The sequence below is a fragment of the Bacillus sp. ME78 genome (genome assembly GCF_903970865.1).
Lineage (GTDB): Bacteria > Bacillota > Bacilli > Bacillales > Bacillaceae_G > Bacillus_A > Bacillus_A cereus.
Genome location: NZ_CAJCKK010000051.1, coordinates 1 through 16,447, shown reverse-complemented (window position 1 = coordinate 16,447; position 16,447 = coordinate 1). Strand labels below are relative to the sequence as shown.

The window sequence follows — 16,447 nt, the reverse complement described above, 5'->3', positions numbered from 1 at the left end:
GTACAGCTCCTGCAAATACAGCCTTCTCTACTCTATTGGTTCCATATTTCCCAATATACCGGGCTACCTCGCCTCCACCCATAGAAAAACCAACAAGTGTGACATTTTGAAGCTCTAAATGTTCTAATAGTTGATGTAAATCAGAAGTAAAGGTATCATATTCATACCCTTCCCACGGCTGAGATGATTTTCCAAACCCTCGACGATCATACGTTATAACTCTGTATCCAGCCTCAACAAGAGCTGGAACTTGGTATTCCCAAGATCGACCACTTAACGGCCAACCATGAATTAGTACAACTGGTTTTCCTGTGCCATGATCCTCATAATATATCTCAATTGGTGCTTGATTTTCGGTTCCCACAGTAATTTTAGCCATGCTTCTACCTCCAAAAAGTATTCTAATATGTATCCTTTTCTTCAATAATCCGGATGAATCTCATAACCTATTCATGCACGTTTATGTTGTGAACTCTAAGTATGAAACTCTATTGTTCCAATGCATTCATTTTCTCCTTTTGGAACAATCCCCCCCTCTAATACCTTTTTCACCATAAAATAATTACTGAACATTACTCATATTCAATTGTAATAACAAAAATAGGTGACTATCAATATTGTTCTATCTATAGGATGTATAGGTAAAACCAATCTATTTTATAGTGAAAACAACTATAGTTACGACCTATACAAATTATAGATAATTTAGAATTGATTAATGAATCAGTTTTCAAATACTATAAATTTGTATAGCACTTCATGTTCTGTGAATGCTGCTATGACCAATATTATTGGTCAGCTTAGTTATAAACGAAGAAACTTATGATAGTATTCGACTATTTAAACTTTCTTCGATTACTTAATTTTTAGGAGGAATACATAATGACTGATCTCTATTCTCGTATTAACAAAGATGATGCTGTCGTTCTTTTAGTAGACCATCAAACTGGTCTTATGTCCGGACTAGTACGTGACTATGGTGTTGATGAATTCAAGAACAATGTTTTAGCTCTTGCTCATACTGCTAAGTTTTTTGATTTACCAGTTATTTTAACAACAAGTTTTGAAAACGGACCTAACGGACCTTTAATGCAAGAATTGGTTGATCTCTTTCCTCATGCACCAAAAATAGCTCGACCTGGACAAATTAACGCATGGGATAATGATGATTTCGTAAAAGCAATCGAAGAAACTGGAAAAAAGCAACTTATCATCGCCGGCGTAGTTACGGACGTTTGTGTTGCTTTCCCTGCACTTTCCGCTATAAAAGCTGGATATGAAGTATTTGCTGTTACTGATGCTTCAGGAACTTTCAGTAAACAAGTTGCAGATGCTGCAAATACTCGTATGGCACATAGTGGTGTGCAACTTATGAACTGGTTTAGCGTAGCTTGCGAATTACAACGCGATTGGCGCAACGATGTCGAAGGTTTTGGCCATTTGCTTGCTAGCAATCTTCCAGGCTATCAAAATATAATTGGAAGCTATATGGGCGCGCAGCGAGATCTTAGTAAACAAAATGCATAATAGCTTTTCTTTCAAAAAACTAGATAGTATACATTTAGTGCTGATTAAATCAGCACTCTCTTTTAAATTAAAAGGTATAGCAAATATTTTATTTTTACGATTACAGGTTTAATTAACAGAAAATATATTTTTTCAATAATATTAATTTTAAACAATTAAAAAAGGAGCTGTTTATTATGAGTAATTTAGAATTGTTAAATCCGGAGAACAGTGCATTAATTTTAATTGATTTTCAACCTCAAATGACTTTTGGAGTTGCAAGTATTGATAGACAAACATTGATTAATAACGTTATGCTGCTTGCTAAATCAGCAAAAACTTTTAACGTACCTACTATTCTTACTACAGTTGAAACACGCAGCTTTTCTGGTTATTTTTGGCCACAAATTCTTGATATATTCCCAAACCATGAAATTATAGAACGTAGTTCAATGAACTCTTGGGAAGATCCGAAATTTGTTGAGGCAGTTAAAGCAACCGGTAGAAAGAAATTAATATTTGCAGCACTTTGGACTGAAGTTTGCCTTGCATTCCCTGTGCTTGAAGCAATTAAAGCTGGCTATGAGGTGTATGCAGTTGATGATGCTTCAGGTGGTACTAGTTTGACAGCACATAACGCTGCTATGCGTCGTGTAGAACAAGCTGGTGCAATTCCAGTGACAGCAATTCAAGTTTTACTTGAATACCAACGTGACTGGGCACACAAAGACACTTATGATGCTGTAATGGAGATTGTAAAGGAACACACTGGTGCTTATGGTCAAGGTGTAGAATACGCATATACTATGGTGCATGGCGCGCTTCCAAGCAGGAAAATATGAAACAAGAAGGAGTAGCTGTCGAAGAGACTTATACAGGGAACACGATGGATGCTGGCAATCCAGTAACAACGATTGTTACATGGGAAATTCAAGAAGGTAGAGAAAAACAGTTTGAAACATGGAGACATGAAATTGAGGCTGCGGCTACTAAATTCCCAGGACATTTAGGTGTAAATCTAATAGTCCCAAGTAACGAATCCAGAGAGTATACTGTTATTTTTCGCTTTGATACGTATGAGCATCTACGTGCTTGGCAAGAATCAGATGTTCGCCGGGATTTGTTAAAAACAGCCGAGCAATTTCAAGCCACTAATCCAACTTACAAAACTGAAAGCAGTTTGGCTTATTGGTTTGTTACTCCGAAAACGCCAGTTCCACCTCCAAAATGGAAAATGTCTATCGTTACCCTTCTGGGTGTATGGCCTCTTAGCATGTTAGTTCCTAAAGTGATAGCACCTATTATAAAACATATGAATCCTATTATGTCAGCTTTTTTTGTTTCTGTATGTATAGTGTCCTTGCTATCATGGGTAGTCATGCCGATTTTCGGTAAATTATTTCATCCATGGTTACAAAATAATAGAAAGTAGACGAGGTGTGAACATGAATTTACCGGATATGATCTTATATAACGGAAAAATTACTACCCTTGACCCTTCTCAGCCTGAGGTATCTGCTATCGCCATAACTGATGGTTTAGTCACTGCAGTAGGTGGAGATGAGATTCTTAATAGTGCCACGGAAAAAACAAAAAAAATAGACCTAAAAAGAAAGAGAGCTATTCCAGGCCTGAATGACTCTCATATACACGTTATTCGTGGTGGTCTGCATTATAATATGGAATTACGTTGGGAAGGCGTGCCATCACTTTTTATTGCTCTAGAAATGCTCAAAGAACAGGCAAGGCGTACACCTGCTCCTCAGTGGGTAAGAGTAGTTGGAGGTTGGTCTGAATTTCAATTTAAAGAGAGACGGATGCCAACATTAGAAGAGATTAATGCTGTTTCTGAAGACACGCCTGTCTTTGTGCTACATCTTTACGATAGAGCACTTGTAAATCGTGCAGGGCTACGTGCACTAGGATACACGAAAGATACCCCAGACCCTCCAGGCTGTTTAATTCAGCGGGATAAAAGAGGTAATCCAACGGGCCTTTTAATTGCTAACCCTAACGCTTCTATTCTTTATTCAAGTTTGGGTAAAGCTCCAGTACTTAATCTTGACGACCAGATTAACTCAACTCGCCATTTTATGCGTGAATTAAATAGATTAGGTATTACAAGCGCCATCGACGCAGGTGGTGGTTTCCAAAATTACCCTGATGACTACAAAGTTGTTGAACATTTAGCCGAGAAGGAACAATTAACTTTGCGTATTGCTTATAATCTATTTACGCAAAATCCTAATCATGAATATGAAGACTTTGCTTCATGGGCAAAAATTGTTTCTCCTGGTCAAGGAAATGATAAGTATAAAATGAATGGTGCCGGAGAAATGTTAGTATTCTCGGCAGCCGATTTTGAAAAATTTCAAATGCCACGGCCCGAACTAGCTACAGTAATGGAAGCCGACTTAAAGAAAGTAATTTCTCTATTGGTGGAAAACCGTTGGCCATTCCGTTTACATGCAACTTATGACGAGTCAATCACACGTTTCTTAAATGTATTTGAGGAAGTTAACAGAGAAATTCCTTTTAATGGGCTACGCTGGTGGTTTGATCATGCAGAAACAATCTCAGATCGTAGTATGGAACGTGTTAAGGCTTTAAATGGCGGTATTGCCATCCAAGACCGCATGGCTTTTCAAGGTGAATACTTTGTTGACTTATACGGAAAGGAAGCTGCAAAGCATACTCCTCCGATTTATCGTATGTTAGATCTTGGTATACCTGTTGGCGCCGGTAGTGATGCAACAAGGGTTTCCAGCTATAACCCTTGGGTCGCTCTTTACTGGATGGTTGCCGGAAAAACCATTGGTGGTCTTTCCATATACGATGAAAAAAATAAACTTGATAGAAAAGTAGCCCTGGAATTATATTCAAAAGGAAGTGCGTGGTTCTCTGGTGATGAAGGTAAAAAGGGAACCCTTGCAGTAGGTCAGTTTGCTGATATTGCTGTATTGTCTGCTGACTACTTTACTGTGCCAGAAGAAGAAATCAAAGACCTTGAATCATTACTTACCATTATGGGTGGGCAGGTTGTTTATGGAAATGATGAATTTAAAAATTTATCACCTGAATTGCCGCCAGCATCACCTGATTGGTCACCGACGGGCGTTTATGGTTATGGTGGTGCTAACCTAGCAAACACTATACTTTCTCACGATTCCCATGATAACAAGTTACATAGTTGTAGTAACCCTCTCCATCAACACACTCATACCGTAATAGGAAAAGATGGAACTAAATGGGGGATTGGTTGTACTTGCTTTGCTTTCTAAATCAAAACCACCGGTATAATGCCGGTGGTTTTCTTTCTACAATAAGGATATGTAGATTCAAAATAGCAGTGTATATCCCCATATGGAATCTGTTACTATGCGATAAGACCAAAGAATTGATTGATTAACTTAACTTGTTTTTGATAGCCTTCTCTCCTTGCAAAGTCTGTCCTTTTTTCCTTAATTAAAAGTCAATGGTATCACCCTTTTTGATCGACTACACCACACATATAACCCCACTGTCCTTTGACTTTAATATAGATTTTAATTTTTTCAATTGTTACACTAGAATCATTATTATTTCTATTACACTGATACTTTTTGAGAATCATTTAACTTCTGCATAAAGATGCGTGCTGCAAAACTTAAAAATTTATCATCAAAGTGTATAAGATTAATATCTTGACTTGGTGTTGGATCAGTAATACGAACTATGCTCAAAGTATCATTATTAACAAAGTTAACCAGTGAAAGAGGTATTATGGCAACCCCATGTCCATTGTATACAAGGCTCAATAGAGAAATAGAAGATTTTGTTTCTATATTTGCTTCAGATAAAGATAACCCTAAACTCTCACAATATATCTTAATAGATTCACGACAACTACATGAAACCATTACTCTACTGATCCCTACTAATTCTCGAAAAGAAACAAATGATTTTTCATTCAAAGGATGATTTTTTGGAATGACAAGGACGAGCTCTTCACTATACAAAAGGGTGTTTGTTAATGTGTCTGGAATTTGAGCACTACGTGTAATCCCGAAATCAATATTTTTGTCAACGATTTGATTTACAGCAACTTCGGATTCTATAATCTTTACTACAATGTTGGGATAATGTTGTTGAAACTTCATAATATAAGGTGTTAAATAAGTGAGATCCTCTAATAGACCTCCTATAGTAATCACACCTCTTTTTACACCCTTTAATTCAAAAATTTCATTATAAACGTCATCAAATTGTTGCATGATAAATTTTCCTTTATCAAATAGCAGCTTACCCGCTTCTGTCATTTTGATACCTCTTCCAACTCGATGAAACAAGGGTGTATCAAGTTCACCTTCTAAAACTCGTATTTGTTGACTTAAAGTCGGCTGTGAAATACCTAGAACTTCCGCAGCTTTAGTGAAACTATTATTATTACAAACTTGAATAAAATACTCTAAATGACGTAATTCCATTCTTGATACCCACTCTCCGCTTTATGAAAGATTTATAATTTAAAGGACGATATGTATACGTTAACATAACAACTTCATTTCATATTATACCGATTGAAATTACATGCTTTATTCATTTTGTATTATAATAAATTTACTACCATTTATTAATTTTTCCTCCTATTTATTTAAATTATATTTAATTAGGACATTACTAATTCGAGATATATTTCTAAAGATTTATAGTTCTAGTGCATAATACCCTAATTTTTTCAACTTTTCGATTATCATTTTTTTCTCAATATAGTCCAAACCACCAAATATTTGTTGAATCGCCTCTTTATGCTGAGGAAAAATAATATCCATTAGTTCAATACCTTCTGAAGTAATTGACGCATACGTGACACGGCGGTCTTTAGGACATGGTTTTCGTATTAAGAACCTCTTCTTTTCCAACTTATCCACTACATACGTGATACTACTACTTGCAAGTAATATTTTGTCTCCAATTTTTTGTATAGGCTGATCGCCTTTACTATACAGTAGCTCAAGCACTGCAAATTCAGTTGGATTAAGTCCATAACTTTTTATATCCTCTTCAATACGCTTAGTAATTGACTGTACTGCCCTTGATAATATAACAAATAACTTTAAAGATAAGCTCTCATCGTTAATCACGCTCATAATTACCAATCCTTTACAAGTTATCTTGAATTCGAGATTCATTATATTATCGTCAAAATATTATGTCAATAATTCATTTTAGCTTTATCAATCCATTTATAATTTATTTCTCAACATATGACATATGGAATTAGAAGAAAACAATTGTTAATATATAAGTATCTCAATTACGTTATTTCTTTTAAAGAGAGCTTGTTTTTAATCGCAAGTTCTCTTTTGACATATTCTAAATTGAATCCGGACAATTTTCAGACGATAAGTCTGCCCCCATGTATATGATATAGTTTTTAAACAAAGATTAGAGCCCTCCTACAAGAAGGAGAGCTCTAATCTTTCATATAAATATTCACCATTTTTATCATTGCGGGGACATCAAAACTTTAACTTGATGAGGATATGGCACTACACCATGCACATCAAGTTGAGAATTCAGAATTTCCTCAAAACGAAAAACGGAATTATAACAAATTATTTATACAAATCATTTTATTAGCAAATATAGATGTAAGACGCCTAATAATTCCTTAGCGTACGAAATTCTTGTTTTGTTGGCAGAATCCATCGCTATCAAGCTAAGAAAATACAACTACCCCCAACACAAAATTTTGTGCTAACTTGTAACAAGATAGCTCTTTCGTTTTTAGATTATTAATTTCTTAAGTAGAAATGATAGCGGTACATTATTGGTTACATGAAAAAGTGCCAATCTTATCGATAATTTTATTATTTTAGCCAAGGAGACTCCTTCCTCAAGGAACGCGAAGTGAGTAGGTGGAGATGAATTAATTGGCATAGGACAAAAAATATCAGAATTTTTGGGAGTTCAAAGTGCTTAAACGTGGTATTATTTAAGTTTTTTCATTGAGAATGCATAAATACAAACAAAACCAGTAACACACCTTTTCTGTGCCTTACTGGTTTTGTTAAAGGTCATCTTAAATTGTAGCTAGTTCAACGCAATTGTAAATTCTGAGTTCGGTGCGCCAGCAAATACAACTGTTCCGTTCTTTGGTAGTTTCACTTTGTTATTGTCACTAACAACGCTAAAATTGACGCATACTCCATTCTCATCATACACCGCGAATGAACTTCCTGATGGCAACTCCACAGTCATCGTTTTCCCTGCTGCCGTTTGCGGAATCGTAAACCATTTGGCATGCCCATTTTCTTGCAGTGTAACTTTCGATAATTGACCTGCATCAAGGGATTTTACGTTAGATTCACTGACGTATAAAAAGCTGGCCATCTCCATATATTCATTACCATTCTCTGTATAGAAATGAGCTTCCGTCGTATCCCGCCCATTTATCACGGGAATCTGAATTTGATGCGTCGCCGAATTTGGACCTGTAATTTTTTTGCCGTCCCAATACCCATCCTTGAGCGTAATTTGTGTGTTTAGAGGCATTAGTAGTCCTAGATAGTTTATTGAATTAAATTTTTCGTTAACGAGGTAGAACTTGCTACCCTCACGCTTCGCCCATGCAGCAGCTGTTTTCTTCGGTAACACATTGTTTTCTAATTTTTGGGCTAAATATTGAGTCAACACATTTTGCCCCAATCCCGGCGATGATTCATATGTGCTCTCTCTCAAATAAACTTTTCCATTCTTCTCAGTAACGAAGTTAAGCTTGGAGGTACCCTTCTCATTTATAAAGCTTCCATCCGCCGTATATACATATTTTTCTTCCGGTTTAGTTGGTAAAAACAGTTCTCCCTTCTTCGTAATTTCTATTTTGAAATGGCTTTGGCTATTTCCATAAAAACCCGCTTTTTTTACCACGTCTTGAGGTACTTTAGCCTTGACTGGCTTGCCGAAGGATTTATCTGGTTTTATATCCTTAATTGTCCCTTTCTCTTTAAGCCTAGCTAACAGTAATTTGTTTGCCAACAGTTGATTTGTCGTGCTGGAGCCGCCGGAGGACAATACAGCTGCTGCCATCTTCTGTTCTGGAAGCACGACCAATGTGGCATGTTGCAGTACCGTATCCCCACCCTTAGTCAACGCTTTTATCCCATATTCACTGAATGGGTATAATTTCACACTATCCCAGCCAAGACCATAGTTGAACATGTTTTCGCTATCTTCCGGCCACATGCCTCTTTTATATTCTTCTTGTTCCATCGCCTTGACTGCTTTATTAGAGAGAATTTCTTTTCCCTGTCCCATAAATATTTGTGAGAATCGCACCACATCTTCTGCAGTAGAAGAGATTCCTCCCGTACCAATCAAGTTTACCATTTCACTTGGAAGCTGTCCCTGGTATGTCGGGGAATACTGTCCAGCCCGCTTTTCGTCTTCCCATTTGTCTTGAGATGTTATCGTATGATTCAGTTTTAATGGTTCTGTAAACTTTTGATGTAGAAATTCAGTAAAACTCATACCGCTGACTCTTTCTACCAAGATCTCAGCCAGCGTAAAACCGTCATTACAGTATACTGAGAACGCACCAGGATCTGCCTTCAAGTTTTGGTTGGACAATTGCTGCAACAAGATATCATGGGCATAAGCATCACTATCTTTAAATAAAAATACATTATTGTACATGGAACCTTGCAAACCCGAGGAGTGATTCAACAGCATACGCGGTGTGATGCGCTTATATCGTTTATCTTTCATTTTGAACTCAGGAATATAGCGGGCAACAGGGGAATCCAAATCAACTTTTCCTTCGTCTACTAGTTTCATAACAGCCGCAGCTGTATATACTTTACTGGTTGAACCAATTCCGTATAGAGTATCTTTGGTTAGTGGCTCTTTCCCTTCTATGTCGTTCTTTCCTGTCTGCCCCGACAAAATAAGTTTACCATTATCAATCAGCGCATACTGCACGCTAGTAGTCTCATAGGACTTCGTGAGTAGTTCAGCGTTCTCTGCAGCAATCTTCTCCAAATCTTTGCTTCCAACTTCTTGGCTAGATACAACCGGAGTCTTACTGCTAGAAGAGGCTATCGCTCCTGTTGGTAGACTCATCGTTAGAGCCAAAGTAGCGGCTAACACCCCAGATAATTTATTTTCCATAAGAAAAATGCCTCCTTAGATAAATGATTGATTTCATCTTTTATTTGTTCAATTACAAACATCACATAAACTACTATTCTGTCTTTATCCCCTACTGTCTAAATTCAACAAGTAAAATACTTTTAAAAAGACCAGGATTCTCAGTTCTACCCATATTGTTCAAATTGCCGTCAACATATGTGTCCCTCCAGCAAAAGTATTAAATCCTGGAATAACACCTGTATGTCCCCCTATCGAGACAACGTTAGGCAGTTTAATTTCATAGATTCCTAGACCATATCTATTGATTCCTCCCTTTCCTGTAGAAACTGTAGTGAATATTTGTTTTAGTTGCTGTTCTTTCAGTAATTTGCCACCAAGCAAATAAGAAAAAAATTGTTTAAGTCGTTACACTTCCAATGTCAAAGCAAAAATCTGTTTTCATCGGTTTCTTAGTTCTTATATCCGCTACAGCCGCTACATACCCCCACGTTTTTCTATAGCGATTATCCCGGGGGATCCAAGTTGCAATGTATTTAGCATTACTTGTTCGACGGAAGTATGATCTCGTTGATTACTTATTTGTAATGACCTAAGTATATTTTTAGTGGAGCCTTTTTTTATAATTGAGACTGGTGTTAGGTATAATAAAGAAGTTCCGGCAATGCAAAATGCCAAATCTACAAATGGAAGTTAACTATATATTTTCATAAAACACTCTTGCTCTCTATTCATATAGTATGGGCGGTTGTATATTATTTCTTACTAACTAAACAGAGAGCATCTTCATATTGATTATTTTTACAAGCACCATTCTGTCATAAAAAACGGTAAATCCTCTTTTTTTCACATGTATGTTAGTACCATAAATGTTGTTTCATTTAGAATGCTCCTATTACTAGTTTGGCTTTCACATAAATATATCCTATTTACCTCCTTCTTTTACGCTTCTCTATATTTGTATCCTATACAATAAACATTTCTTTTTTCTTATGCATTTCTTACAATTTCCTTACGTTCAAATCACTTCTATTTGTGGATATCAAAACAAAGACGTTAAAAATCTGAATCTAATGGGACTGCACTTCTTGTGTCACACCTCATTATTGGGATATTAACAAGTAGCAATCTAAATAATGATGCAATAATAAGGCCTCTAACCGTAAAGACTGCAGGGATAGCCTAATAAATTTGATTTCTATTGAACACTTTACTTAGGAATTCCTCACTTCTAAGCGAAGTGAAAATGGTGAAGTTTAAGTATAGGAGTACTATGTTAACTTTTCATGAATATAATGTATCTCTTCACTATCTATTTGTGAATGGAGTTTCGGTAGCTAATGTAGATGCACCTATTTCAAGTATTGGTCCTGATGTAATATCTTTTAAATATACAGCTATAATAGTAAGTTTTATTTGATTAACCGACATTATTTTTTGGCCACTGTTTCTTCTTGTAGGAGTAATAAAGTTATTAAATTTTCCAGTTTCGATTTTTGATGTAATGCAATATCAGCTTGGTCTTCCATCTTTGCTTTTGTCTTGCTATTTAAGAAACTCTATCCTGGTCAGAGTTTCTTACAATTCGTAAAAGATAGATTTAAAAATAAGATTGGGTTATCTATAATTCTTACAGTAAGCACCATTCAAGTAATTATATTTTTGATGATGTTGTTTCTTGTGTCAATTAACAGTGAAGCAGATTCAATTTTTAATAGAACTTCATAGGGTTTGTTAATTTATTACTTTGTTAAAACTATTGTTTCCGGACCTCTAGGAGAAAACATTAGGTTAGAGATGTTTTACACTAATGGAGCTTCAAAAAAATATTCCCCATTAAAACCTTCAATAATTATCGGTTTTTGGTGGGGAATGTGGCATTTTCCTATATAGTTTACTACAGGTTTTACAGGCATTCATTTAATCAAATATATTTTGTTTTTTATGGTTTCAATTATATCTACTACAATACTCATGCCAACATTTTATAATTTAAATCGCAATTTGATTATTCCAATTATCATCCACTTTTTTAAATTTTTTTATAGGCATAATAAATGGTCAATTGATTGAATTAATTATGTAAAATACAATTTTGTATTTAATAGTTGTGGTTTTAATATAGTTATAAATCCCAATGAGGTGTTATACGGAAACAAAACCCATAATATGTAAACGAAGATCGTGACTTGAATCAGTAGTATTACAGTTTTTCTATGTATATTCTATACAAGATTTGTAGACATAACGTCTTATTATCGGTAGCAAGGAAAAGGCGAAATCTTATTCTCACAAGGGATTCACCTTTTTCTTTTTCTATAATTCTATGCATATTTATATATATTCCTATCCTGGCGCGGTTTTAGGGTTCGCCTTTGTTACTGAATGAGCCGAAAAACTGTATATAATCTTGCATACTCTTAGCGTGGTTATTTGCCAAAATGCTAGCGATACCCCATGCTCATCAACTTAAGAAATTAATTGTTCTCCAAAATGAAAGAAATAAGCCAAACTCCCATAAGTAACTGTAAAAAGGTAAAATTTCCGTTATGGGGGTGTCTCAAAATCTTAGCTTGATGGTGATGTGACGCTACCCCAATTAAGAAATATTACTAACCATATATCTATCATATTTTTTATAAACAGGATTAATTAGATTTAAAAAAAGATTTCTTTTTCTTTACTCGTAATAAGTCACCTGTCCATCCTTTGAATCGCATATACATATACATACCCCCTGTTGTGAAAATAATAAATAAGAGAGCGATTAAATAGCTATATTTCCATTCTAGTTCAGGCATGTATTTAAAATTCATACCCCATAATGCTCCTAAGGCTGTCAAAGGCGTACTCACAGCAGTTAATACAGTAAGAGCTTTCATAATTTCATTCCCACGATGAGAAGAAACAACTTCTTGTAAATGAATCATCGTGTCTAATTCTTCTTGATACTCTTTAACAAGTTGTAATCCACGCTCTAATTTTACGTGTGTTTGTTTATAACAAAGTGTGTTTGTTAGTTTTTCTAACCAAGCTTCTTTTAGGCCTTGTAACACTTCTTGTATTAAGCGAAACACATGTGTGTTCATAAATAATTCATGACGAATATGATAAATCCTTTCTAAAACTGCTATGTTATTATGATGATAAAAATCCCATAATACATTTCTGAAATTGTTTTCAAAGTAGTCAACCTTTCGTAAATAGTGAGATATAAACATTGATAAGATAGCACATAATCCTTCAGCGGAACTGTTACAATTTTTTGTACCAATAGGGAAATTATGTATTAATTTTTGGAAATCCTCTTCCTCTTTTTCCTGAACTGTTATCAGTATTCCATGAGCTACGAAATAATGAAGAAATTTTTGAATTTTGGCATCCTTTTTATCTTGAGCATATAAAAACGAACCATATACACAAGTTTGACTTGGTGATAACGTATAAACATATAATCCATTTTCACAAGGAGAACTTATCTTTTTTACAAATTGAGAGAAATAAGATGTTACATCACGAGGGATTATAGTAGAAAGTTTTTCAAGTTCACTAGTTTTCACATGATACCAACTCCATTTCGTCATTTCTATGCATTCCATATTATTCTTCCTTTCTAAATAGTTTTATGTTTGATCGAATCATATCCGTAATATGAAATTTGTATGTAGGTATTCATGTATTGGAGGAAAAGTTTTTAAATCATCTAAATTACAAAATAAATGACATAGGAGGTCTTATTCTTTTAAAAGTAAGACCCCCTATATATTAGTTATTTTTATTCTCAATTTTAAACATTTCCTCTATACAAGCACTTTTTATCTTTTCTTATAAAGAATTTATTATATGTGGAAAAGAAGCTACATAATTTGGCACGTCTATTCAACGAACTCCATTTCAGTCGTTATTATAATTTGGATTCATATGCAGATTGATTGGTGATGTCGTCAAATACTTGACTCCCAATAATGTAGTATCCATGAAGTGCAGCCTCTTTCGAAGCGTCTACCATACGGAAAGAAGAAATTTCACTTTGCATTTTTTCAATTCGTTTTTTGTGGAGATCTACTATTCCTCCTGTCCAAATAATAGTATCATACTGTTCTAACGTAAATTGTTCTTGTAATACACGTATGACGTCTTGGAAGTGTGCATCCAACTCTTTTTGAATCAAAGTATGAACCTGACTTGTCTCATGATTTTCTTCTCGACATTCATATCCTTTTTCTAATATGTTTGGCATGTCGTTAATATGCAATTGATTACTTTCACCCTCATAATTCTGCACGATATTCTTAATATTTTTCAAAGGCTTGCTACATCCTAGTTCCGTCTCATAATGATTTAAAATGAGATTCTGTTTCATATCTGTCATTTCTAATGTACGAAATCCACCATCAATAATTAAGATGCGATCTCGTTCCTGAATGATTCCCTCTTTTAAGAAATAGGCATGTAAAGCGACCGGTTGCTGAAGAATCAAAGCATTTTCCACCGTAATATGAATAAATTTCCCATCAATTTGCACGGAAGTTTCTTTTTTTAGTGCACGTTGTAATTGCTCATGCTGACTACCAAAACAAGTGATGGGAAGCCCGGTAACAACTAGAGGTAACACGACATTTTCTTTATAATCCTTTGCAATGCAACCAAATACTTGTTGTTTAAATCGTTCGCTTTCATAATAATTTTCTATTTCATCGTCAAATGGAGGAAGAAATGAAGTGTCAGATTGATGTGCTTCATTTCCCATGTAATATGCAAAGTCTAAGTCTATAAAACTTACCTTTGTTAAATCTTCACTTTCAGCATGATTAGGTACAGGGGCTAGTGTGGAAGCTTCACTCTTGATTGTCATCTCAGAATCTACAGCCTGTCGATATGCCCTTTTGGTAAAGCCAATTCCTACATCAATTGCATACAGAGATTTCATACTTTTTTCCTCACTTTCTATTTTTAGAGTTAAATCTAGGCACTCTCTTCTTTCCCTTCTTTCACATATTTCTTTTCATTTTTCGTTTTTCCCCCGTCTAAGTTCTTACTATTTTCATTTATTTCGTAATCCTTTTCACCTGTTTTCTTTTTATTATTTTCGTTTTCTGTTAAGTCTTTAATGGTAGAAATGACAACTGGTGTGGCTGTAAGCAGTTGTGGTAATGTTTGTTTTGCAACATTAGCTGCAGTTACAGAAAATTGTTTACTTGTCTCAGTTACCTTCTCCAATGTTTCCTTTATGTTTCTTTCTTGTAGTTTTTCTTTTACGCTTTTTCCTTTTGTTTGTATAGCTTTCCGATTTTCTTTTTTTAATAGGGAGACTATGACTCCGGTCGTAATTCCAATCACAGCATATTTAAATATTGTATGTTTCATTTTTCTCATCCTTTTCTATTTTTATTTTCTTCAATGCTACAACCTAAAATAATTACCTTACCTATTTATCAGATGTTGCAATCTATTACAGAGAATGATAGTTTTGCGGCTGCCTATCATTCTCCATTGGTACTTCAGCTGTTACTAGGAGTAAAATCTTCCCTTGATCTAGTTTTTCTTCATATAAGTTAGCTTCCTCCTTCGACAACCCCATTTCTTCCATTTGATTTCGAAGTTCGTCCCCTTTTTTGGAGAAAAAGTTGATAATACTTGTTCCCAATCCTTGTTCTTTTACTCCAATCGTATTTGTGTTTGTATCATCCGCAATCCTTTTTGTTATATGTTTTTCATGTGCTAAAACATAAATGTCATCGTGGCGAACCCCTTGCAATTCTAGCTCTTTTACTTTCATAACTACTTCCTGTTCATTTTGATATTCATACACTACCGTTTTTCTTTCATTCGTATGCATGGTATCTTTCCTCCTTTAGATTTTTTATTTTTTATTTAGTTGTTATGTAATATGTAATACACCTATTTTAAAGATGTTAAACCTAAATTTTCAAAAAATTTCACACAATAGGTTATTCATGTTTTTAATATCAAAGAAATGTCACAAGAACTTTGCTTTGATAAAGCGCTACAAATAACGATTTGTTTGGAAGGCAAGCCCATTGTTTTATAGAAATCATAGAAAAATAAAAAAGCACTCCTTTTCAAAGAGTGCTTTTAAAAAACATATAACCTAATAAAAATATTTCTATTTTGATTACGGAAAGAAAGTCTTTATTAAAACATATGGTTGCTAATTTAATTGCGATTTGCCTTGCATCCAAGTAACAATATCATTTAAAACATACTCAGGGATATTAGCAGGACTATAATATTCATCTGGCTTACTTATTCCCCCATCCCCCTCTGTAAAGAAATGATTTAACTTTGGATATAGTCGATAATCTACATTATCTCGTTCTTTTAATTGTTCTTTCCAAAGAGGAATTTCAATTTTTGATTGAACTTGATAGTCTCGTTCTCCTTGAATAATAAAAAGCGGTGTCTTTTGTTCTTTTGACATTTCCACTGCTTTAATTTTATGGATAGAATCCTTACTTCACAGGATTTTTTTGCTGTTTTCACTATATCCTTACTATACAAATGAAAATATACAACGATACTAAATATACAAACTTTGCATAAAAAAATGATTTTATAGTATCTTTTTAATATCCATGTCCGCCTTGCCAGCCACCATGTCCGCCTTGCCAGCCACCATGTCCGCCTTGCCAACCACCGTGTCCGCCTTGCCAACCACCGTGTCCGCCTTGCCAACCACCGTGTCCACCTTGCCAACCACCGTGTCCGCCTTGCCACCAGCCTGCATAGCCTTGTCTCTGTGAGTTCATTCCTTCGCATACCATCTAATTACATCTTCAACTACAGCAAC

The 16,447-nt window shown here is 35.0% G+C and carries 13 protein-coding genes and 3 pseudogenes; 5 read left to right on the top strand and 11 right to left on the bottom strand.

Annotation, left to right across the window (positions count from 1 at the left end; all coding sequences use genetic code 11):
- Positions 1–379, bottom strand: a 379-nt coding sequence (locus H6481_RS27305) for an alpha/beta fold hydrolase (RefSeq protein WP_182813708.1), incomplete at its 3' end; no start/stop codon positions are given.
- A gap of 503 nt (positions 380–882) precedes the next feature.
- Between H6481_RS27305 and ycaC the strand changes: the two genes are divergently transcribed.
- The 4 genes from ycaC to H6481_RS27285 all read left to right on the top strand — a co-directional run bounded on the left by ycaC (position 883) and on the right by H6481_RS27285 (position 4,787).
- Positions 883–1,527: an isochorismate family cysteine hydrolase YcaC gene (gene ycaC, locus H6481_RS27300; protein ID WP_182813706.1), complete on the top strand. Its 645-nt coding sequence runs from the start codon at positions 883–885 to the stop codon at positions 1,525–1,527.
- A gap of 176 nt (positions 1,528–1,703) precedes the next feature.
- Entirely contained in the window at positions 1,704–2,348 is a 645-nt protein-coding gene (locus H6481_RS27295) for a hydrolase (protein WP_000067162.1), read from the top strand.
- Positions 2,345–2,938 carry an antibiotic biosynthesis monooxygenase gene (locus tag H6481_RS27290; RefSeq protein WP_078401741.1) on the top strand — a complete coding sequence of 198 codons (594 nt, stop codon included), beginning with the start codon at positions 2,345–2,347 and terminating at the stop codon, positions 2,936–2,938. The genes H6481_RS27295 and H6481_RS27290 overlap by 4 nt, the downstream gene beginning before the upstream one ends.
- Before the next feature lie 13 nt (positions 2,939–2,951).
- Positions 2,952–4,787 carry an amidohydrolase gene (locus H6481_RS27285; RefSeq protein WP_023522384.1) on the top strand — a complete coding sequence of 612 codons (1,836 nt, stop codon included), beginning with the start codon at positions 2,952–2,954 and terminating at the stop codon, positions 4,785–4,787.
- Positions 4,788–5,093: 306 nt separating this feature from the next.
- Here H6481_RS27285 and H6481_RS27280 read toward each other — a convergent pair whose 3' ends face one another.
- From H6481_RS27280 to H6481_RS27265, 4 genes and pseudogenes are all read right to left on the bottom strand, one after another.
- On the bottom strand, positions 5,094–5,972 hold the full coding sequence (locus H6481_RS27280; protein ID WP_023522386.1) for a LysR family transcriptional regulator: 879 nt from the start codon (positions 5,970–5,972) through the stop codon (positions 5,094–5,096).
- Between the two features lie 219 nt (positions 5,973–6,191).
- Positions 6,192–6,635 carry a MarR family transcriptional regulator gene (locus tag H6481_RS27275; protein ID WP_000111424.1) on the bottom strand — a complete coding sequence of 148 codons (444 nt, stop codon included), beginning with the start codon at positions 6,633–6,635 and terminating at the stop codon, positions 6,192–6,194.
- Positions 6,636–7,581: 946 nt separating this feature from the next.
- The gene (locus H6481_RS27270) at positions 7,582–9,657 is read right to left on the bottom strand and encodes a serine hydrolase domain-containing protein (protein ID WP_065484298.1); all 2,076 of its coding nucleotides are present in this window, start codon (positions 9,655–9,657) and stop codon (positions 7,582–7,584) included.
- A gap of 91 nt (positions 9,658–9,748) precedes the next feature.
- Positions 9,749–10,314, bottom strand: a pseudogene (locus H6481_RS27265) (alkaline D-peptidase).
- A 751-nt stretch (positions 10,315–11,065) separates the two neighbouring features.
- On the opposite strand from H6481_RS27265, the pseudogene H6481_RS27260 reads away from it, so the two are divergent.
- Positions 11,066–11,811, top strand: a pseudogene (locus H6481_RS27260) (CPBP family glutamic-type intramembrane protease).
- A gap of 473 nt (positions 11,812–12,284) precedes the next feature.
- Here H6481_RS27260 and H6481_RS27255 read toward each other — a convergent pair.
- The 6 genes and pseudogenes from H6481_RS27255 to H6481_RS27230 form a co-directional block, all read right to left on the bottom strand.
- A complete protein-coding gene (locus H6481_RS27255; protein WP_182813704.1) occupies positions 12,285–13,235 on the bottom strand; it encodes a magnesium transporter CorA family protein in 951 nt (316 codons plus the stop codon).
- A gap of 305 nt (positions 13,236–13,540) precedes the next feature.
- Entirely contained in the window at positions 13,541–14,566 is a 1,026-nt protein-coding gene (locus tag H6481_RS27250; RefSeq protein WP_182813702.1) for a ParM/StbA family protein, read from the bottom strand.
- Between the two features lie 35 nt (positions 14,567–14,601).
- A complete protein-coding gene (locus H6481_RS27245) occupies positions 14,602–15,003 on the bottom strand; it encodes a peptidase U61 (protein ID WP_182813700.1) in 402 nt (133 codons plus the stop codon).
- An 85-nt stretch (positions 15,004–15,088) separates the two neighbouring features.
- On the bottom strand, positions 15,089–15,475 hold the full coding sequence (locus H6481_RS27240; RefSeq protein ID WP_182813698.1) for a general stress protein: 387 nt from the start codon (positions 15,473–15,475) through the stop codon (positions 15,089–15,091).
- A gap of 333 nt (positions 15,476–15,808) precedes the next feature.
- A pseudogene (locus H6481_RS27235) lies at positions 15,809–16,108 on the bottom strand (hydrolase); the annotation flags it as partial.
- 115 nt (positions 16,109–16,223) lie between these two features.
- On the bottom strand, positions 16,224–16,406 hold the full coding sequence (locus H6481_RS27230) for a hypothetical protein (RefSeq protein ID WP_182813696.1): 183 nt from the start codon (positions 16,404–16,406) through the stop codon (positions 16,224–16,226).
- Between the last annotated feature and the right edge of the window lie 41 nt (positions 16,407–16,447).